Origin of the sequence: Actinomadura oligospora ATCC 43269 (assembly GCF_000518265.1) — a bacterium.
In the GTDB taxonomy this organism is placed as follows: Bacteria; Actinomycetota; Actinomycetes; order Streptosporangiales; family Streptosporangiaceae; genus Spirillospora; species Spirillospora oligospora.
The window spans coordinates 205810-232230 of sequence record NZ_JADG01000017.1 but is presented as its reverse complement, the minus strand read 5'-3'; the positions used below and the strand labels follow the sequence as shown (position 1 = coordinate 232230).

Below are 26421 nucleotides of genomic sequence, written 5' to 3'. Positions count from 1 at the left end.
GCCACCCTGGCGAGGATGACCAGGCAGAAGCGGCTCAATCCGCACCCACGCGGCATCAGTCAACTCATGACGACGAATCACACCCGCCATCACACCCCGACACCCAGATCAACCTCAGCCAAACCCCAAGATCCAACGGACACGCTCTAGGCCCCGTCTGCTGCCGGGGCGCTGTCAGCAGGACGACGGGCGGCCTTTGAGGGCGTCGGCGACGTCGTGGGCGAACGTGTCCGCGTCGGCGGACGTCCCATCGATGATCTTGTTCGAGCAGTCGCGGAACGTCGCGGAGAAGGTCGGGTAGTGCTCGGTCTCCGGACGCGGCAGCGCGCGGCCGAGAGCCGTCACGATCGCCTGGCCCAGCTCGGTGAGCTGCTGCTGGTTCGGCAGGTCCGGGTCACCGGGCGCGGGCGGACGGCCCATCAGGCCGGAACACGACCGTGCCTGGACGTCCGCGGGCGAATGCTTGGTGGGCGTCAGGCCCAGGGCCGAGTAACGCGCGGGCGCGAAGCCGCCACAGGAGAACAGCTGGCGCTGGGCGGCCGTCCCGGAGAGAAAACGCACCAGGTCGGCGCTCGGGCCAGGACTAGGGGAGTGTGCCGAGACCGCGAGGTTCTGGCCGCCGAGCACGGTGTGCCCGGGTAGCGCCGCGACATGGAACCGCAGGCGGTCGCCGCTCGCGCGCATGCGCGGCTCCGTGGCAAGGGCTGAGAACGCGTAGGGCCAGTTCCGCATCAGCTTGTCGCCGGAGGCGAACGCGTTGATGGCGTCCTGCTCCTGGTACTGGCGTGACGCCTTGAGGGACTTCTGGACCCTCGTGGCCAGGCGGCGGATCGCGGGGAAGACCCGGGAACTGAGGGCCTTCTCGTCCGCGCGCGCGTTACCGGTGAGGACGTCCGCCGCGCCGTCGTTCCACACGTCCTCCAGGACGTTGACGGTCAGGCCCTCATAGTCGGCGAGCTGCGCGTCGTACCCCTGATCGACGAGAGCGGACCAGGTCGCGGGAGGTGTGGTGCCCTCGCGGTAGTACAGCAGGCCCACGTCAAGATTGAACGGCACGGCGTACTGGGTGCCGTGCCACTGGCCGGTGCGCAGCGCGGCCGGGTTGAAATCGGAGGTGTCGGACAGGCCGTGGAACTCCTTGAGGTATCCGGCCTCGGCGAACTGCGCCGTCCACGTGTTGTCCATGATCAGGACGTCGTAGGCGCAGCTGCCGGACTGCTCGACCGCCGCGAGCTGGCTGTGCTGCAGGTCGGTCGAGTCGGACACCTCGACCAGCCGGGCGTGCCGGTGCGGCCGTCCGTCCGGGTAGGTCGAGGCGTTCCACTGCTTGATCAGCGCGCGCCGCTGCGCCTTGAGGCTCACGTCCGTCCCGCCCGCGACCACCAGGTCGCCGCGCCCGCAGTCGGCGGCGAGCGCGTGGTACGGCGCGCTCGGATGGATCTGCGACACCAGACCGGCGGCCAGGACGGCGAGCGCGCCCACCGAGGCGCACAGCAGCACCGCGCGGCGCGAGAAGTGCGTCCCGTGCTGCTTCGCCTCATGCGGGCGCGGGAGAGAAGGCGGAGGGACGTCCGGGATCCTCCGCTCGGAACCCTTCGCCTCCTCAGGGGGCAGGACGCGGTCGCCTGCGGCTTTTCGCTCTGGACCGTCCGGCTTCTGTTCTGGGCCGTTCGGGATCCGTCTCTCGGGTTGGGACGCGTCCGGTGGGTCGCCGTCACGGGACGGAGGCCTGGCGGGACGGTTGCGGTCGTCGTCTTCGGTCGTCATCGCAGTCCAGAAAGGAATTGAGCGGCCTGCTCCTGCTCGGGGGCGCCGCTCAGGGCGACGCAGCGGCCCCGGCCGGGGCCCACCGCGGACACGAGCCGCTTGATGTGCGCGGTGTCGCAGCCCGCCGGGCCCGTCAGGACGACCGTGAGGCGCAGGTTCGGGTTGGCCGAGCGGAACGGACCGGCCAGCCAGGAGGCCGTCCCGGCGGCGTCGGGGTTGCTGCCCGCGCCCTCGCCGTCCGTGACGAGGATCAGGTCCTCCCGTCCGCTGGTCAGGCCTGCGCCGGAAAGGGCGGTGCGGAGCGCCAGGTCACCGCCGGTGGTGGTGATGGCCTGGAGCTGGTTCGCGACCTCGTCCTTCTGGTCGGACTGCGCGTCACGCGCCGGGACGTTGCCGAACGTGGCCTGATTGCGCGGATCGGCGGACGAGGAGAACACCTGCAGCCCGACCCGGTCGGATCCCTGGAGTTGTTCCACGAAGCTCTGCAGGAACGTCACGGCGCGGTTGAGGCGGGTGCCGCCCGAGGCCGGTCCGGCCGCCGCGGTCGGGGCCGGACGGACCGCCGGAACCGACCCGGCCGCCTGGTCCATCGAACCCGAGACGTCCAGCATCAGGGACGCCGAGACCTTGGGACGCGCGGCGGCGAGCCGGTCCAGCGCGGTCTGCACCGGAGGCGTGCCGTTCAGCCGGACGCCCGGCGGAATCGCGCGCTCGCCGAGCATGCCCTGGAGCCGCGACAGGTAGAAGTGCGAGAAGTCGCCCTCCGGCGGGGCGGGGATCGCGCCGTTGCCGTCCCGGAGACCCTGCTGGGTCAGCGGATGCGCCGACAGCCAGGACCGCAGGTCGCCGATCGCGTCACTGCGGGCCCGCGTGTCCTGTCCACGCCAGGTCAGCTGGACGAACGGGTAGTCCATGGTCGGCAGGTCGACCGCGTAGTAGGGGTGCAGCCGCCAGTGCCCGACCGGGTCGGACGTCGGTTCGGCCGGGCCGCAGCGGTCGCCCAGGGCGCGTCCGGCGTCGTAGTCCGCGAGGACCTGCTCGGGGGCGGCCACCGCGACGTCCGACGGAGGCTCCGCGCCCCGCGCGGCCTGCGACCGGAACCGGCACAGCAGCGTGACCGCGTCGGGCGCGACGAGATCGGGCGGGCTCGCGAACTTCTCGTCCGCGGCCGGGGACGAGCCGGGCTGCGCGTCGTACAGCGCCGGGGTGATCTCCAGCGCGGCCGTCGACGTGTCCGGAACGGGACGGGCGATCCCGCGCAGCTTCACGCCGGACTGCGCGATCTGGGTCAGCAGCGCGCCCGTGTTCGCCTTGAGGGGCGCGCTGTAGGGGCTCGCGACCGCCGCGTCCGCCTTGCTGAACAGCGCGAGCACCATCGGCGAGGTGCCCAGCGAGCGGCTCAGCTGCCGGAAGCGCGGATCTCCGCCCGCGCCGGTGCCGGTGTTGGTTCGGGCCTGGCCGCCGCCGCCCGGGGCCGTGAGGCCGCCGCCGATGTCCGGTTGGGCGCTGTCCGCTCCCGCCTGTCCGCTGTGCGGGACGAAGTCGAGTTCGGCGCTGGTCGCCGGGATCCACACGTCCGGCTGCGGGCCGAGAAGCTGCTGGTCGTCGCCCGTGTCGTTGCGCCGCCAGAGCCGTCCGAACGCACCGTAGAGGGAGACCGGACCCGGTTCCGGGACGACCGTGACGGTGTACCTGCGGCATCCGCCGTCGGTGCGGTCGGCGACGAACTCCGACGCCGCGGCGCGCAACGGCGTCAGCATCTCGGGCGCGGTCAGCACGCGCACCTCCAGCGGCTGCCCGCACGGCCGGGCCGCGTCGCGCAGCGCCAGCACGCCCAGCACCGCCAGCAGCACGAGGACCATCGCCGCCGCGCCCGCGAGCAGGCATGCCAGCCCCTTCGCCGCCCACGCCAGCGTCGTCGTCGCGCCCGCGAGGACGTTGTGCACCACGTCCGGACGGGACCGCCAGACCAGCACCGACACGGCGGCCAGGACCGCGAGGGTGACGACCGAGTTGAGCCAGAGGTAGCCGTGGAAGACGGTCACCAGCAGGCCGACCAGGATGGACGAGCACAGCTCGAACGCCATCACCTCGGTGAGCCGCCGCAGGGGCGTGCGGCCCTCCTCGGGCGCCGACGGGCCGTGCTCGCCGGGGGGCGGGGTGCTCTCGGTCTCCGGACCGTTCATCGTGGCCTCGTCGTCGCGCGCCGTCCTCGTGGCACGTGCTGCCGGTGGCCGCCGCCGCGTGGATGCGGCCGACCGGGCGCCGGGCCCGATCCGACCACGCCGTCGGTCACCGCTTGCTGTCGCCGAATCGCTCCCAGCGTAGTGAGCCGAAGGCCGTTGCGGACCGGAAACCCGCGACCATGATCGGCCGTTTGTCCACGCCTCGCCCGGTTGAGGCCCTCGTGCCGCGTCGGTTCGGCGCCGATCTGCGGCGAGGCCCCTGAGGGTCAGCGGGTGGCGTTGCGGCGGGCTTCGAGGAGGAGGGTGTAGTCGTGCGCCCCGTTCAGGACGGCCTGGTGGACGGCCCGGGCGATGCGCGCGCCCCAGACCGAGCGGGGCCCGGCGAACGGCTCCGCCTCGTCCTCGCCGCTGGGCTCGGGCGCCGCCACGCAGATCGCGTCGGACGCGGTGCCGGTGCCCTCGTATCCGGCTTCGAGCAGCGCCTGGGTCTTGGCCTCGGTCGCCGTCATCACCGCGTTGACCAGCGCCGCGTCCGTCAGCGGGACGGGCGCCGACACCACGATGTTGATCGTCCCGGGACGCAGGACCGCGCCGTCCAGGCGGATCGGGGCGAGCTCCGGGTCGTCGGCGTCCGCGGGGGCCGCGGCCCAGGTCGGCACCCGCAGGCCGACGGTCGCGGACACCTCCACGCCACCGTCCCCGGCCCGCTGCGTCCGCTCGACGGACGCGGCCGTCAGCATCCCGACGCCCGGCCCCTCGAGCCCGTACGCGGCGGCGAGCTCGCGAAGGTGGTCGATCGGGTCCATGCGCGAGTACCCGCCCGCGACCTGCGCGTTCAGCACCCATCGCGCGGACGTGACGCCGCCGCCGAGCATCGCCGACGAGATCATCCGGAGACCGTCGCCGGGCCGCCACACCGTGGCCGCCAGGCGCGCGCCGTCCTCCTCACGCCAGTGCAGGTCGACTCTCACCCGGCGGCTCCCTCGGCAGGACGGTTCGGACGCTCGGCATGCGGACGCTCGATATTCGGACGTTCAGCTTGCGGACGCTCGGCGTGCGGGCGTTCGAGGCGTGGACGTTCGAGCGCCAGAAGCGGGCGCCCCTCCGCATCATGGGCCACGCTGACGTGCGCGTCGAAATGGGCCGCGATCGTCTCGCGCGTCAGGACGTCCGCGGGCGCGCCGGACGCGGCGACGCGACCGTCCGACAGCAGCACGAGACGGTCGGCGTACTGCGCCGCGAGCGTCAGGTCGTGGATGGTCGAGACGACGGTCAGGCCGTCCGCGAGGCGCAGCCGGTCGACCAGCTCCATGACCTGCTGCTGGTGGCCGATGTCGAGTGCGGTGGTCGGCTCGTCCAGGAGCAGGACGGGGGTCTGCTGCGCCAGCGCCCGTGCCAGGACGACCCGCTGCCGCTCGCCGCCGGACAGCTGGTCGAGCGTCCGCGCCGCGAGTCCGGCGAGGTCGAGCCGCTCCAGCACCTCGGCGGTCACCGAGCGATCGTGCGCGCTCTCGCGTCCGAAATGCGGGATGTAGGGGGAACGTCCGAGGAGGGCGTAGTCGAACACCGTCATGCCGGGCGGCAGTTTCGGACTCTGCGGGGCGTAGGCGACCATTCGTGCCCGCTGCCTCGGACGCATGGACCGCACGTCCTGTCCGGACACCTCGACCGAGCCCGCGCCGTCGCGCAGCCCCAGCACGGCCCGCAGCAGCGTCGACTTCCCGGCGCCGTTCGGGCCGATCACGGCCGTCCAGGAGCCGCCCGCGACCTCCATGGAGACCGACCGCAGCACCCGCCGTCCGCCCAGCTCGACGTCCAGTTCCCGCACCGAGACCGTCATACGTCCACCTGCCTGCGGGTCGCGCGGAGGACGAGCACGAAGAAGGGGCCGCCGACGAACGCGGTGACCACGCCGAGCGGGAGTTCGGCGGGCGCGACGACGGTCCGCGCGACCAGGTCGGCGAGCTCCAGGAAGGCTCCGCCGACGAGCAGGGACAGCGGCAGGACGATCCGGTAGGACCCGCCCGCCAGCCGCCGCACCAGGTGCGGGACGACGATCCCGACGAACGCGATCAGCCCGCTCACGGCGACCGCGCAAGCGGTGGCGAGCGACGCCGCGAGCAGGACCAGGAGCCGCACTCGCGCCGCTGACATCCCGAGCGTCGTGGCCTCCTCGTCGCCCACGGCGAGGACGTCGAGCAGGCGGCCGTGGGTGAGCAGGACGGTGACCGCGATCAGCGCGTACGGCGCGACCATCCGCAGCTGGCCCCAGTCGGCCGTGCCCACGCCTCCGAGGAGCCAGGCGAAGATCCGCTGGAGCTGCTGCGCGTTCGCCTGCTGCAGGAACGTCTGGACGGCCGACAGGAAGTTCGCCACCGCGACCCCGGCCAGGACGAGCGTGCCCGTCCCGCCTTCGGGGCCGCCGCGCGACGCCACCTGCCCCAGGCCGTAGGCCATCAGCACGCCGGTGATGGCGCCTGTGAACGCCGCGACCGGCACGGCGTACTCGGGCGCGCCGGGCAGCGCGACGATCGCCAGCGTCGCGCCGACCCCGGCGCCCGCCGCCGCGCCCAGCAGGTACGGGTCGGCGAGCGGGTTGCGGAACACGCCCTGGTACCCGGCTCCCGCGATCGCGAGCAGCCCGCCGACCAGCGCCGCCATCAGCACGCGCGGCAGCCGCAGCTGGAAGAGCACGTTGTGCTCGACCACGCTGAGCCCCGAGTCGACGTGGACGAACGGGACCGTGTCGGCGAGCGCCTTGATCACCCCGGAGACGGGCAGGTCGGCCGCCCCGACCAGCAGCGCGCCCAGCATCGTCGCGACGAGCGCCGCGACCGTGATCCCGAGCTGGACGGGCCGCAGCCGCGCCCGCTGCTCACGGTGGACGCGGGGAATGACCCCACGCAGCCGTGAGCGCGGGCCGGCGGATGTCATGCCGAAGCCGCTGTCACGCGGTGACACCGCGTCGCGGCGGCGTCGCGGCGGAATGCCTGCGCCCCCCGGCGGCACGGCGGGGCCGAGGTCACTTGGCGGCCGACGCCTTCTGCACGGCGGCGGCGATGGACTTGACGAACTCCGGCAGCCTCGGGCCCCAGCGGGACGCGATGTCGTCGTCGAGCGCGACCGTGTTCTGCTTCTTCACGGCGGACAGGTCCGACCAGCCGGGACGCTTGCCGACGGCCACCGGGGACTGGCCGCAGCACTTGGTGTCGGCCAGGAAGATCATGTTGGGGTCGCGGCGCAGCAGGTACTCCTGCGACAGCTGCGGATAGCCGCCGGACGCCTTGTCCGCGCCGTCGGCGATGTTCTCCAGCCCGAACAGCCCGTACACCTGGCCGATGAAGGTCTTCGAGGTCACCGAGTGCAGCTCGTTGTCGAGCTCGTGGTAGTAGCTCAGCTTGCGTCCACCGGTGGCCTTGCTCGCGCTCGCCACCGTCTGCTGGATGCCGGTGCGCATCTGCTCGGTCAGCTTGGCCGCCTCGGTGGAGTGCCCGGTGGCCTTGCCGAGGTCCTGGATCTCGTCGTACACCTCGTCCAGCTTGGTCGCGGCGGGCTCCAGCAGGACCGGGATCTTCACCTTGGCCAGCGCGTCGACGATGCCGTCCATGTCGTTGGACAGGACGACCAGGTCGGGCTTGGCCGCGATGATCGCCTCGGCGTTCGGCTTGAAGCCGCTGAGCTTGGTGCGCGGCGCGTCCGCCGGGTAGTTGGACAGCTCGTCGGCCGCTGTCACCTGCTTGCCCGCGCCGATCGCGAACAGCGTCTCGGTGTGCGTGGGGGAGAGCGACACGATGTGCTGCGGCGTCGCCGGGATGGTGACGCTGCCGTTGGCGGCCTGGACGACCACCGGCGCGCCGCCGGAGGCCTTGGCCTTGTCCTTACCGGAGTCGCCGGAACCGCCGCAGGCGGACGCCAGCGCCACGGCGCCGATCACAAGGGACGCGCCGAGCGCGCGGACGGGTCTCACAGCCTGCCTCCAGGGGGCGAGGGGCGGCACGCGGGCCCGCGGGGACGGACCGGCCCTACCGCGGGGTCGAAGTCGTCGGCGTGCGGCAAGGCGACCTGGCTCGGCCTCGGGGGAGGCCATCACAGTTGCGGGACAGCGCCGGGGTCTCACCGGACTTCGCTCAGCGCACGCTGATCTGCAACGTTATCAGCAGGCGGACGATCCGGGGCACGACCGGCACTTGACGGAGTGAGGACTCACTCCGTACCGTGAAGGAGAGTCGGACCTCACCTTGGGAGACGCGCCGTGACCATCAGGCTCAACCACACGATCGTTCCCGCCGCCGACAACGAGGCCGCCGCGCGCTACCTGGCCGACGTGCTCGGCCTGGAGTACGGCGGCCTCCACCCCGTCGCCAGGCATTTCGCGCAGCTCCGCATCAACGACGAGCTGACGCTCGACTATGTGACCGCCCCGGACGCGCCCGGCCACCACCTGGCGTTCGACGTCGACTCCGCGACCTTCGACGCGGCCGTGGCCCATCTGCGCGCGCACGACCTGCCGCACGGCGACGGCCCCGGCAGCCACACGAACGGGCAGGTGGACGAGCACCACCCCGTGGGCGGCCGGGGCGTCTACTTCGCCGACCCGTCCGGCAACCTCTACGAACTCATCGCCTCCGCCTGACCCCGAGCCAGCAACAGACGCACACGCGCGCTGCACGTGGATTTTGGCTCGGCTCCTCGTGCGCGTGCATGTTGCTCAGGGCTCGCGGACGGGGTCGGAGGCCACTCGGGCTCGAGCCTCGCTGAAGAAGTCGTGGATGGCCGTCGCGCCGGGCAGAAGCCGTAGCGGACGCGCCGATCCGAAGGGCGCGTTCCAGAACGCTCCGACACGCGTTCGCCAGGGCCCCGCATAGGCGTAGGGCTCGGACAGGTAACCGTCGCCGGGGGAGACGCCGTAGTTGACCTCGTCCACAGTGACGGCGATGTCGAAGTGCTCGGGCCACAGGATCGGCCGCTCGGACGGCGCGAGCCTCTGCAGGGCCTCCAGGCCCCACGCGAAGGCGCGCTCGATGTTGGCGGCCTCGCCCACCTCCAACCCGATGGTGTCGTCGGGGTCGAGCCCGCTGCCCTCCTTGTAGACGCCTTCGGGACGTCCGACCTCCACGTCGGCGGCCGAGGCCACCTCGCGGAACGTCAGGCCGTTCATCGGCATCGCGCGCTCGCCCACGATGAGCTCCGTCCCGCGCACGCGCAGGAGGGGCCTTGCCACCGTGCCGAAACCCCCGTCCGTCACGGCCAACTCGATAGACCCGCTCGTCCGGAACTGCGGCCCCGCGAGAACCATCTCGGCGACGCCGTGCAGCGCCCGTCGCGTAGTTTCCGCCATCATTTCCGTCACCTCTCCGCCATCCTCTGCCCCCGGCTCCGCAAGTCCATGTCCATGGCTCCGCCCTGCGGACCGGGTCAAACTTCACGCCCTGGCTATTGGTAACCGCCCAGGCACAACGCTAAGGCCCAGGCTCCTCGACCACTCGGTCATTGAGGTGTTCCCCGTAGAAAGCCACCTGCCGAGTCATGACTTCACGCATGGTCACGCCCCTCGGAACCCCGTAGACGACTCCCGGAAAGTCCATCTGTTGTTGAATTTCCCAAATGTCGTCATGTCGGTCGGGAGGGAAGAGCTGCGCGGGCGCACCGACCGCCACCCAGCCGATCGGCACCACCGCGCCCGCTTCCAGACGCGACCCGACGTGCAGGATGCTGTTGATGCGCAGCTCCGCCTTCGCGCCCACTATCGAGCCGGGGAAAAGGGAGGTTCCGGTGGCGAGGAACACTTCGTCCTCGACCGTGGCGCCGTTGACATGGGCATGCGGGCCGACGAGTACCGCGTCCCCGATACGTACCGGATGGTCCTTGCGTCCGCGCACGAGAGCGTTCTCCATCACCACGACATCGGAGCCGAGAGTCACCTCGCCGTCCTCGGCACTGAGCACCGCGCCGTGCAGTATCCGAGCGTTCTCGCCGAGATTCACCGCTCCGCATAGCACCGCGGTCGGCGCGATGTACGCCGAAGCGGGGACGGTAGGGCGTCGGCCGTGATGCTCGATCAGCATGCGAATCCTCACTGACGCTCGGGTTGTCCACAGTTGCGCGGGTGACTTCCGATCGGGGGGGCGGGCGCCGCGACCATGGGGTGCATGACCGCTCTGACCTGGACGAAAACGTCCGACCACACGATCCGTCCGCTCGTCGACGGCCGGCCTCGGCAGCTCGCTGACGTCCTTCCCAGCGGGGCCGTGATCGCACGTGGCACCGCCGCCTGGCTCTGGGGCCTGGACGTCATGCCTGCCGGCGCTCGCCGGGACGAACGGGAACTCGACGTCATCCTGCCCCCGGAGAGCGCGCCGCACGATGCCGAGCCCGACGCCCGCTGGGTGCCGTTACCGGCCGAGCACGTGACCTCGCGTGAAGACGTCCGGCTGACCACGTTCACGCGCACGGCCCTCGACTGCGCGTGCTGGATGCCTCGCCTTGACGCCGTCGCCGCGGTCGACCAGTTTCTCCGGGCCGGGGTCCGGGAGCCCGAGCTGCGTGCGATGGCGCGGGGCCTGCCCGGCTATCACGGCGTCCGCCGGTTGTCCGAGGTCCTCCGCCTCAGCGACGAGGGCGCCGCCTCACCCGGTGAGAGCTGGACCCGCGTCCTGATGATCCGCGCGGGCTTCCCGCGTCCGCGCACGCAGATCCCCGTTCCGGGCCCGCACGGCGAACGGCTCTACATCGACCTCGGCTACGAGCAGTGGCGCGTGGGCCTGGAGTACGACGGCGAGCGCCATCACACCGGCCGTCACGCCCGCGCCCACGACGACCACCGCCGCCGCTGGCTCCGCAGCCGGGGCTGGGAGATCATCCCCGTCACCAGGGACGTCCTGCCGCGCCCGGGGCCGTACCTCGAAGCGCTCCTCACCGCGTTGCTCGACCACGGTTGGCACCCGGACGAGCCCACCATGGACCACCTGGCCACCCACCTGGCCCGCCTCCGCAACGGCACCTCCCGCCGAGCCCAGGCCGCCCACCTGTCCGTCCCGCAGCCCGTCCCGCAGCCCGCTCCGCGGTCGGCCCCGCAGCCCGTCCCGCAGCCCGCTCCGCGGTCGGCCCTGCAGCCCGCCCCAGGCCCGGAATCGTCGATCTCGGGTTCAGCTCCTCAAAGGACCGTCCCATGAAGCCCGTCTTCGCGTCTCCGCAGCACTCGACCGTTCAGGACGACCAGCTGGTGGGGAGCGACGATCCTTGGCCGTCAGGTCGCGAGGGATGTGGCGGGCAGGCGCAGAGTGCGGTAGGCGATGAGGCCGACGGGGACGGGCGCCCAGTAGGTGATGGCGCGGAAGAGGAGCACGCCCTGAAGGGCCGGAGTGGTGGGGGTGTCGAGCGCCGCCAGCGCGGTGAGCAGCGCGGCTTCCGTGGTCCCCAGACTTCCGGGGAGGGGGATCGCCGCACCCGCGGCGGCCCCCAGGAGATACGCGGCGAGCAGGGGGAGCGTGTCGTCGGCGCTGGTCATCGTTCCGGGCACGGCCTGGACGCTCAGCGCGAACGCCACCGCCAGTACGAAGGTGGTCCCGGCCGAGCAGGAGAGGGTGAGCGCCAGGTCGAGCGGGCGGCGGCACAGGTCGCTCAGGCCCGTCAGGGCCCGGACGACGACGGGCGAGCGGACGGCGCGACGCCCCCATCGCACCGCGACCGGCAGCAGCACCAACACGACAGGGATGAGGAGAAGCGCGAAGGGCCAGAGGAGGTGAGGGTTGAGATGGTCGCCACCACCCAGCGCCAGGACGCCGGCCATGAGCAGGAGGTCGGCGGGGGCGCCGGCGGCCTGAAGCACGGCGACGGCCACGAGCGCGCTCGCCACCGGCATGCCGCGAGCCACCAGATAGCGGGTGTTCACGGCCGCGCCGCCGAGCCCGCCTGGTGTGACGCGGTTGGCGGCGGCCGCGGTGAACTGGGTGAGGGTCGTCCGGCGCAGGGGCAGCGGGGTCCCCGACGCGCCGCGCAGTGCGACGGCGGCGAGCACATAGTGCAGAACCGAGAGCATCACGAGCGGAGGAAGGAACTCCCAACGGGCGTCACTGAGCGCCACGAACGCGTCGAGCGCATGCGCGACGCCCTGCGTGAGAACCAGCGCGGTGACGATCGCGGCCAGCGGCACGAGCGCGAGCGCGATCCGGATCCAGCGGGACCGGGCGACGGTCGTCCGTGCCCGGTCGAACAGTGCGATCGCCGCGCCGGGCCGGGGGACGGCGTCACCGGCCGGGGCGGGGATCCCCGTGGGCGCCACGGGTGCGGCGCTGGCGGCGATGTTCTCCACAATGGTGTTGTCGGCGGTTTCGGTGACATTCATGCGGCGGCTGGATTCACTTTGGGCAAACGGTGGCCGCAGGATGGGGTTGATCGCCGGAGTGTGCCGTTATGCGGCGGGTTGGTACCGGTCTTCGCGGGTTTGTGCGCCGATGTAGCGAAGCATCCGCCGCAGCGCGCGGTGGTTGAGGCCGCTCGGGACCATCCGGTACCCCTGCCTGTGCGCGAGCGCGAGCGCACCGAACCGCGCCTGGTCGAGCGCCGTCCAGGGGATGTCGAAGCGGTCCCGGACGAGCGTCGGGAGGCAGCCGAAGGTGATGAGCCGCAGTGGGCGTTCGGCGACGAAGCGTCCGGCGCGCTCGAGCCTCGCCCCGCCGACCGGCATCAGCGTGACCGTGTCCGAGCCGTACTGCGCGATCTCCAAGGCGCGTGCCGCGGCGGGCGTGAGCTCGAGACGCTCGGCGCAGACGCGCCAGAACTTCGCCCGGAAAGCGGCGTGGTCGGGCGGCACGGGACGCATGCTCACCCCGTACCGCGAATACCAGGTGACGGTCTCGGCGTAGAGGCGCTCCCGGTCCTCGGCCGTGAGGGTCTCCGGGTGGAAGATCTCGACCGACCTGAAGATCTCCCAGGTGAACGTCGCGTGCGCCCACCAGAAGGTCTCGGGCTCGAGCGCGTGGTACCGCCGGTTCCGCTCGTCAACGCCGCCGATGGCGCGGTGCAGGTCGCGGATGGCGAGGGCGCGGTCCGGGCCGTCCGGCGCGAGGATCGTCGCCCAGATCTGCGGCACCGACCGGTGGATGCGGTCGAACGGCGCGTCGAAGAACGCCGAGTGCTCCGACACCCCCGCCCCGATGCCGGGGTGCATGAGCTGCATCAACCCGGCGGCGGCCCCTGGCAGCAGCGACCGCAGGTCACCCGCGTAGTGCCGCAGCAGGGAAGGGGCCTCGGCGGCTCCGGTCCCGAACGGAGTCGTCATCGCGCCTCCCGGTAATCGCCCACTTATCAGACTGGAGCCGCCTGAGACGAAAGTCAACATTTGTCTCACCCCACCGCTTGGTGTCCCACGACCTGGCGTCCCCATGGACCCGGTCCCCCGCGGACGGCTTCAAGGCGTACGACCTGGTGCCCCACGGACAGCTCCCCGTGTCTTCACGGCCTGATGTCCCCATGGGCCCGGTGTTCCTGCGGCTTGCTGTTCCGACGGCCTGGGTCGGTGCTGGCCGGCGTTCCTCGGACTGGCGTCCCCGCCGCCCGAAGTACCGGCCGGACCGAAGTGCCGGCCGGACCGAAGTGCGGGCCGGACCGAAGTGCGGGCCGGACCGGCGTGCGGGCCGGACCGAAGTGCCGGCTGGACCGGCGTGCGGGCCGGACCGAAGGCCGGCCGGACCGGCGTGCGGGCTGAGCGGCGTGCCCGGGCGGATGGGCCGGAGGCGCCATGCCGGGGGCGATGTGTGGCGGTGGGCCGACAGGTAGGCAAGCGACGCAAAGGCCCCAGGGGCCTGGCTGTGGGGGCGATCGAGTCGAATTCGCTTTTGGGAAGGAGGGGTGCAGGTCGTGGCGCTCGGCGTGATGCAGCTGCCGAGGAGTCTGCCCCGGGACATACCGGCTGGTGGTCTCCGTGTCGGCATCCAGCTCTGTGGGCGGGCCCGCCGCCGTCTCCTCGACCTGGCCGTCCACTGCGTTGAATGCCGGTGCGTCGTCGTTCCGCTGCTCGCTCATGTCGCGGTTGTGAGCGAGTGCCGGTCGGATTCCGCCGGGCCCGGTGCCCCGGGGCGTGCCGTCCGGGTGATGTGGCTGCCCAGGCGCCTGCCGATCCTCCAGGACGTGTCGGCTGACGTTCTCTGCGTCGGCGTTCAGTTCTGCGGGCGTGCCCGCTGCCGCCTCCTCGAGCTGGTCGTCCACCGTGTCGAATGCCGGTGCGTTGTTGTTCGGCTGTTCGCTCATGTCGCTGTTGTGAGTGCGTGCCGGTTGGACTCCGCCGGGCTCGGTGCGCCGGGGCGTGCCGTCCGGCGAGGGGGTGGGACCGGACGGCACGCGCTTGGGGGCTTCGCCCCTTCGGGCGGGTGGCTCGGGTGGGCGGCCTGGATGGGTGGTTCTGGGGAGGCGCGCAGTCATGCCGGGGTTGGAGGTCAGCGACTCTCTTGCAGGGGCACGGAATGCGCAACGGGGTTGGTGCGGAGGTGTGGGTTAGGAGGCTGGTTTGTAGACGGCGACGGCGCAGGCGCTGCCCAGGCCGATGTTGTGTTGGAGGGCGATGCGGGCGTTTTCTACCTGGCGGGCTTCGGCTTTGCCTCGGAGTTGCCAGGTGAGTTCGGCGCACTGGGCGAGGCCGGTGGCGCCGAGGGGGTGGCCTTTGGAGATGAGGCCGCCGGACGGGTTGACGACCCAGCGTCCGCCGTAGGTGGTGTCGGCGGCGTCGACGAGTTTGTGGCCCTCGCCGATCGGGGCCATGCCCAGGGCCTCGTAGGTGATGAGCTCGTTGGCGCTGAAGCAGTCGTGGAGTTCGATGACGTCGACGTCCTCGACGGCGACCTCGGCTTCGGCCAGGGCGCGGGCGGCGGCGCGCTGGGTGCAGCCGAAGCCGACGACCTCGATGGACGAGTTGTCCTCGAAGGAGTCGGCGGTGTCGGTGGCGATGTGGTGTCCGGCGATCTCGATGGCCTGGTCCCAGAGGTCGTGCTCGTCGACGAAGCGTTCGGAAGCGATGACGGCGGCGGCAGCCCCGTCCGAGGTGGGGGAGCATTGGAGTTTGGTGAGCGGATCGAAGATCATCGGCGCGTTCTTCACGTCGTCCAGCGAGTACTCGGTCTGGAACTGCGCGTACGGGTTGTTCGCCGAGTGCTTGTGGTTCTTCCAGCCGATCCACGCGTAGTGCTCCGGCGCGGAGTCGTACTTCTCCATGTGCTCGCGTGCCGCGTTGCCGAACATCTGCGGCATGGGCGCCTTGTCCATCTCCCAGGAGCGTCCGGCGGTCATCGAGCGCAGGTGGTGGTCGATGATCGTCACGGACGACTTGCCCACGCCCGCGCCCAGCGCCCCCTTCTGCATCTTCTCCATGCCGAGGGCCAGGACGCAGTCGGCGAGCCCACCGCGCACCGACTGCCGCGCGAGGTACAGCGCGCTCGAGCCGGTGGCGCACGCGTTGGAGACGGTCATGACCGGAAGCCCGGTCATGCCCACCTCGTAGAGGGCGCGCTGACCCATCGCGCCGTACACCGAGCCCGCGTAAGCCTGCTCGACCAGGCCGTAGGCGATGCCCGCGTCGGCGAGTGCCTTGCTCACGGCCTCCTTGGCCATGTCCGGGTACTCCCAGTCACGAGAGCCCGGCTTCTCGAACTTGGTCATGCCCACGCCCACGACGAAGCTGCGGTTGGCCATCGGGCTCGCCTCCAGATGCCGAATCAGGTTCGGGGACACGATAACCTGAAAAACCAATCGAGCGCTCGCTTGGGCGGCGAGTTCGGCCACCGACCTCACTCACGGAGCGGCGCGCCCCCACCTCGGCGGCGAGCACCCGGTCGTTCCTGGCGCGCGCCCGCGAACGGGGTGGGGGCCGGGTGGAGGTCAGGCGGTCATGGATTTGTGGAGGGCGGTGGTGAAGGCGGTGACATCGGCCTCGGTGGTGTCGAAGGCGCACATCCAGCGGACCTCCTCGGAGGGGTGACCGTGGAAGGAGAAGCGTTCACGGAGGTGTTCGGCGGCCCTTTCGGGAAGTCGGGCGAAGACGGCGTTCGCGTCCACCGGGCGGACGATCTCGACTCCCGGGATGTTCCGGACCTGCTCGGCGAGGAGCCGCGCCATCGCGTTCGCGTGGCGCGCGTTGCGCCGCCACAGGTCCCCGTCGAGGAGCGCGACGAACTGGGCCGAGAGGAAGCGCATCTTGGAGGCGAGCTGCATGCTCGACTTGCGCAGGTAAGCGCTGCCGTGCGCCGCGTCCTGGTTCAGGACGACCACCATCTCGCCGAGCATCATGCCGTTCTTGGTCCCGCCGAACGACAGCACGTCCACGCCCACGTCGGTGGTGATCGCGCGGAGCGGGACGTCCAGGGACACGGCCGCGTTCGCGAGCCGGGCGCCGTCCATGTGCAGGAACATGCCGCGCTCGTGCGCGCACGAGGCGAGCGCCACGATCTCGTCCGGCGTGTAGACGGTGCCGACCTCGGTGACCTGCGTGATGGAGACGACGGCGGGCTGGGAATGCTGCACGTTCCCGAAGCCCGTCGCGCGCCGGGCGACCGCCTCCGGCGTCAGCTTCCCGTTCTCGGCGGGCACCGGAATCAGCTTCAGCCCGCCCACGTGCTCGGACGCGCCGCACTCGTCCTGGTTGATGTGCGCGGACTCGGCGCAGATCACCGAGCTCCACCGCTCGCACATCGCCTGCAGGCCGACGACGTTCGCCCCGGTCCCGTTGAACACCGGGAACGCGGTGGCCTGGGGGCCGAAGTGACGTTCGATGACACGGTCGAGGCGTTCGGTCCACACGTCGGAGCCGTAGGCGATCTGGTAGCCGGTGTTGGCCTCGGCGAGGGCGGCCATCACCTCCGGGTGGACGCCCGCGTGGTTGTCGCTGCCGAAGCCGTGGTGGACGGCGCGGAGGTCAGAAGAGCTCAAGACGGGATCCGTTCAACTCGGAGACGGGCCGGTTCCAGAGGCCGGAGACGGTCGCGGCGAGGTCGTCCACCGTAGTGAGGCCCGGCTTCGCCTCGCTGACCAGCGCCTTCACGACGAGGATCGTGGCGGCGCCTCCCTCGGCGGACGCGAAGGAGGCGGCCATCGCGAGGGTCCAGGTCTCGGCGGCGGCCTTGGCCGCGCCGTAGGTCGCCGACCGCGCGTCGGGCCGGCGGGCGGCGGGCTGGGACACCATCGCGAAGCGCCCGGCGGGGGCGTCGCGCAGCGCGTCGTGGAAGGCGAGCGTGGTGTGCTGGAGCGTCCGGACGACCTGGTCGTGCAGGAACGTCCAGTCCGCGAGGTCGGTCCCGGCGAAGGACGGGGCGCCGCGCCAACCGCCGACCAGGTGGATCAGCCCGTCGACGCGTCCGTGCTCGGAGATCACCTCGTCGGCGAACCTGTGGGTCGCGTCCGGATCGAGCAGGTCGACGGCCGTGGGAACGATCTTCGGGGAGTCCCATGGGCGGATGCTGCGCCCGGCGGCGATCACGAGCGCGCCGTCGGCGGCGAGCCGCTCGGTCACCGCACGTCCCGAGGCGCCGTTCGCCCCGGTCACAACGATCACCCGGCCATCAGCACTGGAGGTTTCGGTCATGCCCGCATTCTGCCCGCCCGCCGCCCAACACCGGCCCCCGCCCGTCCCCACGCCACGCCAGCCCCTGTCGTGCGGTCGGCGCACCAGGCCGCAGTCGTCCACGTGGCATGCCAGACCGCCGCGCCGCCGGGCGGGGAGCGTAACCGAAGTCCCTCCCTCGCCGGCCGGGTCGTCGTCGTGCGGGACCGTGCCCGTCCCCACGCCACGCCAGGCTGTGGCGTGCGGTCGGCGCGCCGCGCCGCAACGGTCCGCGCGGCATGCCGGGCCGCCGTGTCAGACGTGGTGCCACTACGGTCGCTAGCGCGGTGCGGGGCGCGATCGTGGGGTCGGCAGGCAGGGCCGCGGTCGTCCGTGGCAGGCCGGGCCATGGTTGCGCGGGCGGGACGTCAGCCTGTGGTCGTGAGTGGCAGGCCGGGTGGTGGTGGTGCGGGACCGCGGTCGCCTGCGCGGCACGTCAGGCGTGCCCTGCGGTCGGCGTGCTGGGCTGTGGTCGGCAGGGGCGGGGCGCCACTGCGGTCGCCCGCGTGGGGTGCTGGGCTGGGATCGGGCGGGCGCGTCGCATCGGCGGGTGCGGGACCGAAGTTGCTCCCCTCGGTGCGCCGGGCCGTGGTCGCACGGGTGGGGCCACCACGCGCGGGGCGCGGGGCGCGGGTGTGGGGTGTCGGAGTGGGGGTGGTGGCGTGGGGTGTGGGCTTTGGGTGATTGGGGATGTTGGGCCACGGGTTGCGTGTGGGGTGTGGTGGTGCGTGTGAGGGCTTGGCCGTAGTGGTGCGTGGGGAGGGGGGTGGGCGGCCCCGCCGTCCTGTGTACCTCCCCCCCGAAGGTGCTCGGGGCGGTGGGGCCGCTGGCTGGTGGTCAGGGAGAGTAGGGGACGCGACGTTGCATTCAGGTTGCGACTCCTCGGGGCGGCTGGGGAGTTCCGGGGAATGGTTGCGTTGCGGCATGTCGGGGCCGATTCTCGTGACGTCGGAGGTACCTGGCCCCAGGGGGGTCCCATGGCGGAGGGAGCGGGTCTGTCGCGTGCCTGCCGAGCTTGGGGTGATTTGGTCGCGAGTTCCTCTGGAAGGGCCGGTGACCCGTTGTCCCTTGTCCCAGGGGCCGCCGGGGTGGGGAAGGGCGCGTCGTGGGGGCGGCGCGGGTGGTGAGGGACGGGCCGTTCCAGACGGTGCGGCCGGTGATCGGGGAGTCGTGGCGGCGGTGCCGGGCGGCCGGAGTGGACACGCGCCTTCGGGGTGCCCCGGTGGTGAACGACCCTCGGACCGTCGCCCGGGCGAGGGCGGCCCATCCGCTGGGGCCGCATCTGGACACGTTGCGCGCCGTCCTCGATCCGGCCGAGAACCTGGTCGTGGTCACGGACGCGACCGGGCTCGTGTTGTGGCGGGACGGGACGTCCGCGGCGTTGCGCGAGGCCGACCGGGTCGGGTTGTCGGAGGGGGCGTGCTGGTCTGAGGAGGCCGTCGGGACCAACGGCGTGGGGACGTCGCTCGCCACCGGCCGTCCTCAGGTCGTGTCCTCGACCGAGCATCTGGCGTTGGTGCTGCATCCCTGGTCGGAGGCGGGCGCGCCGGTCATCGATCCGGACACCGGCGGGGTCGTGGGCTGCGTGGCGGCCGGCACGGTCGCGCGGCGGCTGCACCCGGCGGTTCCGTCGCTGGTCACGGCGGCGGCGCGGCTGGCCGAGGCGCGGCTCGAGCTGGCCGTCGTCCGCCGTGACGAGGAGCTGCGCGAGCGGTACGGACGGCATGCGGGCGCGCGCGGAATCCTGGTGACGTCGACGGGACGCGTCCTGGCGGGTGGTCCGGCGGCCTGGCGGGGACGGCGGCTGGGTCTGCCCCTGCCCGATGACCTGCTCATCCTCCCGGACGGGCGGCGCGCGTTCGCTGAGCCGCTCGGCGAGGTGTTCCTGCTGTGTCCACGGCCTACGGGTGTTCCGGCGGGGTTCGCGGGTGTGCAGCGTGGGTCGCAGCCGTCCCTCACGTTGAGCCTGCTCGGTGCGGCGCGTCCGTACGCGCGGTTGGACGCCCGGAGGCTGCCCTTGTCGTTGCGGCACGCGGAGATCCTCGCGTTGCTGGCCATGCATCCCGGCGGGCTGAGCGGCGACCGGCTCTCGGCGTGCCTGTACGGGGATGGGGAGGGGAGTCCTGTGACCGTCCGGGCGGAGATCCACCGGTTGCGTGACCGGCTCGGCGGGATGGTCCGCGCCAAGCCCTACCGGATCGGCTGCGAGGTCGAGGCCGACTTCCTGGTCGTCCGGCGGCTGCTGGACGAGGGGGACGTCGCGACCGCCGCCCGGCTCTTCCAGGGCGAGCTGCTGCCCTCGTCCGACTCACCCGCGATCCGCGCCGAACGCGACGAGATCACCGGACGGATCAGGCGGCAGCTCCTCGACCGCGACGACGCCGAGGCGCTCTGGCGGTTCGCGCGGACCGACGCCGGACGCGCCGACCTGGAGGTGCACGAACGGCTCGTGGAGATCCTCCCCGCGGACGATCCGCGCCGCATCACCGCCGCCGCGCGCTGCCGTCCGTCCTGACCGGGACGTGGGATCAGCTGGCGGCGGGCATCTCGGCGAGGTGGGCGACGTCGTTGTAGACGACCGGGGTGAGGCGGTCGCCACCGCGCCGCCAGCGGGTCATCGAGGCGTTGGCGATCGAGTCCTTCTCGATCTCCAGGACCTCCTGCTCGGTGAGGCCCTCCACCAGGTAGCGCGTGGTCACGACGATCGCGTCGTGCGCGACGACGAGGACGCGCTCGCCCGCCGCGTCCTGGTCGAGATCGCGGTAGAAGGACCGGAGCCGCAGCGCCAGGTCGGCCCAGGACTCGCCCGCGGGCGGACGGTAGTAGAACTTGCCGAGCTTGAGCTTGCGCTCGAACTCCTCGGGGTGGCGCCGCCGGATGCCCGCGCCGGTCAGCCCCTCGAGGATGCCCTGGTCCCGGTCGCGGAGCCGCTCGTCGATCTGGACGGGCAGGTCGAACGGCGTCTCGTCCAGGGCGATGCGGGCGGTGTCGAGCGCGCGCCGGAACGGGGACGAGTAGACCAGCGTGGGCAGCTCGTCGGCGGGACGGGCGGCGAGCCAGCGTCCGAGGTTGGCGGCCTGGGCGCGACCGAGGTCGGACAGCGGCACGTCGGCGTCGCGCTCGGCGATGCCGCTCTCCTCCAGCCCGTGCGCGTGCGCGTCGCGCCAGGCGATGTTGGCGGTGCTCTCACCGTGCCGGGTCAGGTTCAGCCACTCCAGCGCCTTCACAGGCGCCATGATTCCACGTCCGATCCGTCCGTCTCGACCTCGGTTCCGCACCGTTGCGCGCGTCGCCTTCCTCCCGTCATGTCCGGACGCGCCGCGCGACCGCCGCCCGGACGAGGCGCGGCCGGGATGTTCTACAGCGCGTAGTACTCTTGGTCCCCTATGACGAACGCCCTGGCCACCGTGATCATCGTGGTGTCGCTGCTCGCCGCCGCGTACAGCCTGTGGAGCGCCTGGCGGGACCGCGCGATGGGCGTGCCGCACCTGGTCGCCCTCGGCGTGCTGGAGGTGCTCCTCATCACACAGGCGGTGGTGGGGTTCGTGAAGCTGTCGGGCGACGAGGGCCCGCAGAGTTCGGCGACGTTCGTGGGCTACCTGCTGGCGATCCTGCTGATCCCGCCCGCGGGTGCGGGCTGGGGCCTGCTCGAACGCTCGCGGTACGGGCCGGGCGTGATCGTCGTGGCCTGCCTCGCCGTCGCCGTCATGATCGTCCGTATGCAACAAATCTGGCAGGGGACCAATGTCTGACCGTCCGGCGACGTCCACGCGCAGCGGTCCCGGGCGGCTGCTCGTCGCCGTCTACGCGCTGTTCGCGCTGGCGGCGGGCGCGCGCGCCGGGGTCCAGATCGGCACGCAGTTCTCCGAGGCCCCGGTCGCCTACCTGCTGTCGGCCGTCGCCGCGGTCATCTACGTCCTGGCGACGGTGGCGCTGGCGTTCGGCGGCCGGACGTCGCGGCGGATCGCCGTCGCGGCGTGCTCGGTGGAGCTGCTCGGCGTGCTCGTCGTCGGGACGCTGAGCCTCGCCGACGCGTCCGCGTTCCCGGACGCGACCGTCTGGTCCGGGTTCGGCCGCGGCTACGGGTACGTGCCGCTCGTCCTGCCGGTCATCGGGCTCGTCTGGCTGTGGCGCACCTCCCGGACGGACGGCCCCGCCGTCGCCCCCACCGCCGAGGACACGTCCCCCGGCGCCGGTTCCACCACCGCCTGACCCAGGCGCTTCCCGCGCCTGCTCAACCGATCCGCGCTCGACCGGCTTGCGTTCGACCGATCGGCGTCCGTCCGCCGAGCGCGGTGGCCGAGCAGTGCGGGCGGTGTGCGGAGCGGCCCGACCCGGGAGGTCGTCCGGATCGAAGCGGCCGCCCCGCACACCGCGAACCCCCTCCCCGGGGCCCTCGCCGGCGCCGCTCGGACGGGGTCCGGCGGCGTCCGGACGGTGAAGGCTCACCCGTGCCTCACGCGGCGGTGATCGTGCTGCGGCCGACGGGCAGCACGTGCACGGTGGTGCGGGCGAGCGACTCGACCTGTTCGTGGGAGTAGTCGGCGGTCGGGTTCTTGCGGATCCAGCGGAGCATCCGGAAGGGCGTGGCGAACACGACGCCGTCGGCCTCGAACGGGGAACGGGCTAGGCGTCCGCCGTGAACGATCAGCAGCGGTCGGACGACGACCTTCTCGCCGGTCTCCTCGGTGAGCAGGCGTCCGATGGTCTCGGCCGAGCCGGTCAGCGTGGCCATCAGCTTGGTCTGGGTGCGGCCGTCGACGAACACCTTGCCGCCGTAGGGGGCGATCTCGGTCTCCGGGTGCCACGCCTCGTTGTGGACCAGCCAGATCCCGCCCGGCCCGACCAGGACCTCGTCGGCCTGCTCGTGGCCGGGGACGGTCCGCGCGTGCAGCACCCGGTGGCCGCGCCGCTCCAGGGTGTACCGGAGCAGCCGGTCGGTGCGCTGGTCGCCGCGCAGCCCGCGCCGCCACACACTGGAGGCGTTGTAGCCGCGCCAGTGGAAGTAGAAGTCCAGAAGTGACACCACGACGGCCATCGTGATGCCGAACACGGCGTTCACGAGGGCTCCGCACAAAACGAGCGTCAGCACGGCGAATATGATGCGGTTCCGAAGCCTGGTCTTTCGTCCGCGTTCCCAAAGCTCCGCGTACACGGCCTGTGGCGTTCCGCCCGTGAACGCCTTCCTGTCGCGAAGATAGATGGAGCTGCCGCCCATCGCCCGTCCCTCCCTCGCACCTGCGGTGACGACTCCAATTATGGAGATACCCGCGAGATTGGGACAGCCCGTCATGGGGTGAGGGAAGTGAGGCTGAAGCGCTACCGGAGCGCAAGAGATATTGCTATGGGGACGTTCTGCCGAAGGTTCTCCTGTGTGCTCTTGACCTTGGGTTTAGAACGTTCTACGTCGGAAAGGCGAAATGCTCGGTGAAACTATCGCCGCAAGGGTCGGTTCCGGTTTCGCGCCCGTGATCTTGCTCACAGTCGGCGCAGGGTGCCCGGTTCGCGGCGCTCCGTAGGGCCCGCCACACTGGACGGATGCACGCCGACCGCCGCGCCGCCCTCGCCGGACTGCCCGTCCGGACCGTCGTTCCCGCCCTGCGGCGGGCGCTGCGCGAGCGGGGCGTCGCCGTGCTCGCCGCCCCACCCGGAACCGGCAAGACGACCTACGTCCCCCTCGCTCTGGCCGGTCTTCTCGACGGTCCCGAGGAGGCAGGACGGGTGGTCGTCCTGGAGCCGCGTCGGCTCGCCGCCCGCGCCGCCGCGCGCCGCATGGCCTGGCTGCTGGGGGAGAAGGTCGGCGAACGCGTCGGCGTGACCGTCCGGGGTGAGCGGCGGCCTGGTTCGGCCGTGGAGGTCCTGACGACCGGCGTCCTGCTCCAGTGGTTGCGGAACGACCCCGAGCTGGAGGGCGTTCGCACGGTCATCCTGGACGAGTGCCATGAGCGGCATCTGGACGCGGACACGACGCTCGCGTTCCTGCTGGACGTGCGTGCGACGCTCCGTCCCGACCTGCGGATCGTCGCCGCCTCCGCGACCGCGGACACCGCCCCCTGGGCGGACCTGCTGGGCCGGGAGGACGGCGAGCCCGCGCCCGTCGTCGAGGCCGAGGCCGTGCTGCACCCGGTGGACGTCGTGTGGGCGCCACCGGAGCGTCCCGTCCGGCCGCCGCACGGGACGCGCGTCGACCCTGCGCTGCTCTCGCACGTCGCGGCGACCGTCCGGCGGGCGCTGGCCGAACGCGACGGCGACGTGCTCTGCTTCCTGCCAGGCGTCGGAGAGATCGCGCGGGTGTCCGGGATGCTCGGCGGGGTCGGCGCGGACGTCCTCCAGGTGCACGGGCAGGCCCCGGCCTCCGTGCAGGACGCCGTGCTCGCCCCGCCGGACGGACGGCGGCGCGTCGTGCTGGCGACGTCGGTGGCCGAGTCGAGCCTGACCGTCCCGGGCGTCCGGATCGTGGTGGACGCCGGGCTGGCCCGCGAGCCGCGCACCGACCATGCGCGCGGGCTCGGCGCGCTGACCACCGTCCGGGTCTCGCGGGCCGCCGCCGACCAGCGCGCGGGACGCGCCGGACGCGAGGCCCCCGGCGTGGTCTACCGCTGCTGGACGCGGGCCGAGCACGACCGGCTGGCCGCCCGGCCGCGACCGGAGATCGAACTCGCCGACCTCACCGCGTTCGCGTTGCACGCGGCCAGCTGGGGCGTTCCGTCCGCGTCCGGGCTGCTGCTGCTCGACCCGCCGCCCGAGGCCGCGATGTCGGCGGCCCGCGCGACGCTCGCCGCGCTCGGCGCGACGGGCGACGACGGCCGGGTGACCGGCCGGGGTGAGCGGCTCGCCGGGCTCGGCGTCCACCCGCGCCTGGCCCGTGCCCTCCTGGACGGCGCGTCCGCCGTGGGCGCGCGGACGGCCGCGCAGGTTGTGGCGCTGCTGTCCGAGCCGCCGCCGCCCGGGGCGCCGGACGACCTGACCGCCGTCTGGCGGCGGCTGCGGCGCGAGGGACCGCCCACCGACGCGCACGCCGCCCGGTGGCGCGACGAGTTCCGCCGCCTCGAACGCGCGATCCCGGCGACGAACGGCCGGGGCGGCGCGGGCGGCGGAGACGACGCGTCCGCGGGGCTCGTGGTGGCGCTGGCGTTCCCGGAACGCGTCGCCCGGCGGCGTGGCGGCGGCTACCTGATGGCGTCGGGAACCGGAGCCGACCTGGCGGACGGCTCGGCGCTGACCGGCGCGCGGGCGGAGTGGCTCGCGGTCGCGGTGGCGGACCGTCCGTCCGGGGCCGCGTCGGCGCGCGTCCGGCAGGCCGTCGTGATCGACGAGGACGTCGCCCGCCGGGCCTCCGCGCCGATGCTGCACTCGGGCGAGGAGGTGGCCTGGCGGGACGGCGACGTCGTGGCCCGCCGGGTCGAGCGGCTCGGCGCGATCGAGCTGGCGGCGCGTCCGCTGCGCGACCCCGATCGTGAACTGGTGCGCGGCGCGCTGCTGGACGGTCTGCGCGCCGAAGGCCCCGCTCTCCTCCGCTGGACCGAGGCCGCGAACGCCCTGCGCGAGCGGCTCGCGTTCCTGCGCCGTGAACTGGGCGAACCCTGGCCCGCCACGGACGACGCCGCGCTGGTCGAGCACGCCGGCCGGTGGATCGACGCGTCCGGTGCGCGCCGCCGCGCCGACCTGGCGAAGATCGACGTGGCGTCCGCGCTGCGCGGCCTGGTGCCCTGGGAGTGTGCCGCGCGGCTGGACGAGTTCGCGCCCGAACACGTCGAAGTGCCGTCCGGCTCGCGCGTGCGCGTGGACTATTCGGGTGAGCATCCCGTGCTGGCCGTCAAGCTGCAGGAACTGTTCGGCTGGGACGCCACGCCCCGCATCGCGGACAATCGCGTCCCGCTCGTCGTGCATCTGCTGTCGCCCGCCGGACGTCCCGCCGCCGTGACGTCCGATCTCGCCTCGTTCTGGCGGGACGGGTACAAGGCCGTCCGCGCGGAGCTGCGAGGTCGTTACCCGCGCCACCCCTGGCCGGACGACCCGACCCAGGCGACCGCGACCCGCCGCGCCAACCCCCGCCGCTAGCTGTACTTGGCCTCTGGCCGGTCCGGGGCGCGGCGGGAGGTGATCAGGACCTCGATGCCGTCCAGGATGCGGGCGAGGCCGAACTCGAAGGCGTGCTCGGGCCCGACGGCCGAGCCGTACGCCTCGCTCGACGCCGTGCCGACGCGGTCTCCGATCGGGTAGCGGGACGAGTCGACGTGCTCCGCGAGGAACGGCGCGGTCGCGTCCCACCACTGCTGGTCGGTCAGGCCGGTGCGCCTCTCGGCCTGCGCGCGGTTCACCGACGTCCGCGCGGTGGTCTCGGCGAGGCCGTTGATCAGCGCGATCGCCGCGTCCATCTCCAGGTCGGTCAGGCCGAGGCCCTCGACGGCGCGCAGCTCGAACTCGTACTTCTCCAGCAGGTTCGGGCCGAGCGGCGGACGCGCCGTCGCGACCTGGAGCAGCCACGGATGCGCGTGGTAGATCCGCCAGTTCTCGCGCGCGACGTGGGCGACGCGGTCGCGCCAGCCGGACGTCTCGTCGCCGGGCGGGACGATCTCGCCCAGCGTCCGGTCGAGCATGGCGTCGAGCAGCTCGGCCTTGGCCGGCACGTAGGTGTAGACCGACATCGGGGAGACGCCGAGGTCGTCGGCGATCCGGCGGATCGACACCGCCTCCAGGCCGTCCGCGTCCGCGATCTCGATCGCCCGGCCGACGAGCCGCTCGGGCGTCAGCTTCGGGCGCGGCCCGCGCCGCGGCCTCTCCCGGACCCCCCAGAGCAGCTCCAGGCTGCGGCGGGGGTCGCCGGCGCCGGTGTACTCGGTCGTCACGCCCCCATCCTCGCAGAGATCGGCGGGGCATCCG

22 protein-coding genes are annotated in these 26421 nt (G+C 72.6%); 6 read left to right on the top strand and 16 right to left on the bottom strand.

The window, feature by feature from the left end:
• Window positions 1-174: 174 nt before the first annotated feature.
• From P696_RS48205 to P696_RS0126055, 6 genes are all read right to left on the bottom strand, one after another.
• Window positions 175-1767: an extracellular solute-binding protein gene (locus P696_RS48205; protein ID WP_157429918.1), complete on the bottom strand. Its 1593-nt coding sequence runs from the start codon at window positions 1765-1767 to the stop codon at window positions 175-177.
• Window positions 1764-3953, bottom strand: coding sequence for a vWA domain-containing protein (locus P696_RS0126075; protein WP_026414624.1), 2190 nt, complete (start codon window positions 3951-3953; stop codon window positions 1764-1766). Before P696_RS0126075 ends, P696_RS48205 begins: the two co-directional genes overlap by 4 nt.
• 266 nt (window positions 3954-4219) lie before the next feature.
• Window positions 4220-4924 (bottom strand): adenosylcobinamide amidohydrolase, encoded by a 705-nt coding sequence (locus tag P696_RS0126070; RefSeq protein WP_026414623.1) that lies wholly within the window; start codon window positions 4922-4924, stop codon window positions 4220-4222.
• The gene (locus P696_RS48200) at window positions 4921-5793 is read right to left on the bottom strand and encodes an ABC transporter ATP-binding protein (RefSeq protein ID WP_084338147.1); all 873 of its coding nucleotides are present in this window, start codon (window positions 5791-5793) and stop codon (window positions 4921-4923) included. The genes P696_RS0126070 and P696_RS48200 overlap by 4 nt, the downstream gene beginning before the upstream one ends.
• A complete protein-coding gene (locus P696_RS0126060) occupies window positions 5790-6887 on the bottom strand; it encodes a FecCD family ABC transporter permease (RefSeq protein ID WP_084338145.1) in 1098 nt (365 codons plus the stop codon). The genes P696_RS48200 and P696_RS0126060 overlap by 4 nt, the downstream gene beginning before the upstream one ends.
• Before the next feature lie 88 nt (window positions 6888-6975).
• A complete protein-coding gene (locus P696_RS0126055) occupies window positions 6976-7920 on the bottom strand; it encodes an ABC transporter substrate-binding protein (protein WP_026414621.1) in 945 nt (314 codons plus the stop codon).
• A 285-nt stretch (window positions 7921-8205) separates the two neighbouring features.
• Between P696_RS0126055 and P696_RS0126050 the strand changes: the two genes are divergently transcribed.
• A complete protein-coding gene (locus tag P696_RS0126050; protein WP_026414620.1) occupies window positions 8206-8586 on the top strand; it encodes a VOC family protein in 381 nt (126 codons plus the stop codon).
• A 75-nt stretch (window positions 8587-8661) separates the two neighbouring features.
• Here P696_RS0126050 and P696_RS48195 read toward each other — a convergent pair whose 3' ends face one another.
• Window positions 8662-9294 carry a hypothetical protein gene (locus tag P696_RS48195; RefSeq protein ID WP_034486872.1) on the bottom strand — a complete coding sequence of 211 codons (633 nt, stop codon included), beginning with the start codon at window positions 9292-9294 and terminating at the stop codon, window positions 8662-8664.
• Window positions 9295-9412: 118 nt separating this feature from the next.
• Window positions 9413-10018 (bottom strand): gamma carbonic anhydrase family protein, encoded by a 606-nt coding sequence (locus tag P696_RS0126040; protein ID WP_026414619.1) that lies wholly within the window; start codon window positions 10016-10018, stop codon window positions 9413-9415.
• Between the two features lie 84 nt (window positions 10019-10102).
• Here P696_RS0126040 and P696_RS52980 point away from each other — a divergent pair, with 84 nt between their 5' ends.
• Window positions 10103-11125 carry a hypothetical protein gene (locus tag P696_RS52980; protein WP_051468186.1) on the top strand — a complete coding sequence of 341 codons (1023 nt, stop codon included), beginning with the start codon at window positions 10103-10105 and terminating at the stop codon, window positions 11123-11125.
• A 74-nt stretch (window positions 11126-11199) separates the two neighbouring features.
• Here P696_RS52980 and P696_RS0126030 read toward each other — a convergent pair whose 3' ends face one another.
• The 5 genes from P696_RS0126030 to P696_RS0126010 all read right to left on the bottom strand — a co-directional run bounded on the left by P696_RS0126030 (window position 11200) and on the right by P696_RS0126010 (window position 17520).
• Entirely contained in the window at window positions 11200-12297 is a 1098-nt protein-coding gene (locus P696_RS0126030; protein ID WP_026414618.1) for a lysylphosphatidylglycerol synthase domain-containing protein, read from the bottom strand.
• Between the two features lie 66 nt (window positions 12298-12363).
• On the bottom strand, window positions 12364-13233 hold the full coding sequence (locus P696_RS48185; protein WP_064744117.1) for an oxygenase MpaB family protein: 870 nt from the start codon (window positions 13231-13233) through the stop codon (window positions 12364-12366).
• Window positions 13234-14444: 1211 nt separating this feature from the next.
• Window positions 14445-15635 (bottom strand): thiolase C-terminal domain-containing protein, encoded by a 1191-nt coding sequence (locus P696_RS0126020; RefSeq protein WP_026414617.1) that lies wholly within the window; start codon window positions 15633-15635, stop codon window positions 14445-14447.
• Between the two features lie 186 nt (window positions 15636-15821).
• The gene (locus tag P696_RS0126015) at window positions 15822-16868 is read right to left on the bottom strand and encodes a threonine aldolase family protein (RefSeq protein WP_026414616.1); all 1047 of its coding nucleotides are present in this window, start codon (window positions 16866-16868) and stop codon (window positions 15822-15824) included.
• Entirely contained in the window at window positions 16855-17520 is a 666-nt protein-coding gene (locus tag P696_RS0126010; RefSeq protein ID WP_026414615.1) for an SDR family NAD(P)-dependent oxidoreductase, read from the bottom strand. The genes P696_RS0126015 and P696_RS0126010 overlap by 14 nt, the downstream gene beginning before the upstream one ends.
• Window positions 17521-18763: 1243 nt before the next feature.
• Between P696_RS0126010 and P696_RS48180 the strand changes: the two genes are divergently transcribed.
• On the top strand, window positions 18764-20053 hold the full coding sequence (locus P696_RS48180) for a helix-turn-helix domain-containing protein (RefSeq protein ID WP_157429917.1): 1290 nt from the start codon (window positions 18764-18766) through the stop codon (window positions 20051-20053).
• A gap of 13 nt (window positions 20054-20066) precedes the next feature.
• On the opposite strand, the gene P696_RS0126000 is transcribed toward P696_RS48180, so the two are convergent.
• On the bottom strand, window positions 20067-20774 hold the full coding sequence (locus tag P696_RS0126000) for a histidine phosphatase family protein (RefSeq protein WP_026414614.1): 708 nt from the start codon (window positions 20772-20774) through the stop codon (window positions 20067-20069).
• A gap of 150 nt (window positions 20775-20924) precedes the next feature.
• Here P696_RS0126000 and P696_RS0125995 point away from each other — a divergent pair, with 150 nt between their 5' ends.
• Window positions 20925-21290, top strand: a complete 366-nt coding sequence (locus P696_RS0125995) for a hypothetical protein (RefSeq protein ID WP_026414613.1) — start codon at window positions 20925-20927, stop codon at window positions 21288-21290.
• Entirely contained in the window at window positions 21283-21750 is a 468-nt protein-coding gene (locus tag P696_RS48175; RefSeq protein WP_051468184.1) for a hypothetical protein, read from the top strand. Before P696_RS0125995 ends, P696_RS48175 begins: the two co-directional genes overlap by 8 nt.
• Window positions 21751-21994: 244 nt before the next feature.
• Here the strand turns inward: P696_RS48175 and P696_RS0125980 are convergent, their stop codons facing one another.
• Window positions 21995-22630, bottom strand: a complete 636-nt coding sequence (locus P696_RS0125980) for a nuclease-related domain-containing protein (RefSeq protein WP_245627812.1) — start codon at window positions 22628-22630, stop codon at window positions 21995-21997.
• A 446-nt stretch (window positions 22631-23076) separates the two neighbouring features.
• Between P696_RS0125980 and hrpB the strand changes: the two genes are divergently transcribed.
• Entirely contained in the window at window positions 23077-25599 is a 2523-nt protein-coding gene (gene hrpB, locus P696_RS0125975; protein ID WP_026414611.1) for an ATP-dependent helicase HrpB, read from the top strand.
• Here the strand turns inward: hrpB and P696_RS0125970 are convergent.
• A complete protein-coding gene (locus P696_RS0125970) occupies window positions 25596-26387 on the bottom strand; it encodes a TetR/AcrR family transcriptional regulator (RefSeq protein ID WP_026414610.1) in 792 nt (263 codons plus the stop codon). The two genes, hrpB and P696_RS0125970, sit on opposite strands and share 4 nt — an antisense overlap.
• Between the last annotated feature and the right edge of the window lie 34 nt (window positions 26388-26421).

What these genes read in the sequence shown, in the direction of transcription:
- P696_RS48205 (WP_157429918.1), bottom strand. Translation starts at nt 1,767, where the DNA reads ATGACGACCGAAGACGACGACCGCAACCGTCCCGCCAGGCCTCCGTCC.
- P696_RS0126075 (WP_026414624.1), bottom strand. Translation starts at nt 3,953, where the DNA reads ATGAACGGTCCGGAGACCGAGAGCACCCCGCCCCCCGGCGAGCACGGC.
- P696_RS48200 (WP_084338147.1), bottom strand. Translation starts at nt 5,793, where the DNA reads ATGACGGTCTCGGTGCGGGAACTGGACGTCGAGCTGGGCGGACGGCGG.
- P696_RS0126060 (WP_084338145.1), bottom strand. Translation starts at nt 6,887, where the DNA reads ATGACATCCGCCGGCCCGCGCTCACGGCTGCGTGGGGTCATTCCCCGC.
- P696_RS48195 (WP_034486872.1), bottom strand. Translation starts at nt 9,294, where the DNA reads ATGATGGCGGAAACTACGCGACGGGCGCTGCACGGCGTCGCCGAGATG.
- P696_RS0126040 (WP_026414619.1), bottom strand. Translation starts at nt 10,018, where the DNA reads ATGCTGATCGAGCATCACGGCCGACGCCCTACCGTCCCCGCTTCGGCG.
- P696_RS52980 (WP_051468186.1), top strand. Translation starts at nt 10,103, where the DNA reads ATGACCGCTCTGACCTGGACGAAAACGTCCGACCACACGATCCGTCCG.
- P696_RS0126030 (WP_026414618.1), bottom strand. Translation starts at nt 12,297, where the DNA reads ATGAATGTCACCGAAACCGCCGACAACACCATTGTGGAGAACATCGCC.
- P696_RS48185 (WP_064744117.1), bottom strand. Translation starts at nt 13,233, where the DNA reads ATGACGACTCCGTTCGGGACCGGAGCCGCCGAGGCCCCTTCCCTGCTG.
- P696_RS0126020 (WP_026414617.1), bottom strand. Translation starts at nt 15,635, where the DNA reads ATGGCCAACCGCAGCTTCGTCGTGGGCGTGGGCATGACCAAGTTCGAG.
- P696_RS0126010 (WP_026414615.1), bottom strand. Translation starts at nt 17,520, where the DNA reads ATGACCGAAACCTCCAGTGCTGATGGCCGGGTGATCGTTGTGACCGGG.
- P696_RS0126000 (WP_026414614.1), bottom strand. Translation starts at nt 20,774, where the DNA reads ATGGCGCCTGTGAAGGCGCTGGAGTGGCTGAACCTGACCCGGCACGGT.
- P696_RS0125995 (WP_026414613.1), top strand. Translation starts at nt 20,925, where the DNA reads ATGACGAACGCCCTGGCCACCGTGATCATCGTGGTGTCGCTGCTCGCC.
- P696_RS48175 (WP_051468184.1), top strand. Translation starts at nt 21,283, where the DNA reads ATGTCTGACCGTCCGGCGACGTCCACGCGCAGCGGTCCCGGGCGGCTG.
- hrpB (WP_026414611.1), top strand. Translation starts at nt 23,077, where the DNA reads ATGCACGCCGACCGCCGCGCCGCCCTCGCCGGACTGCCCGTCCGGACC.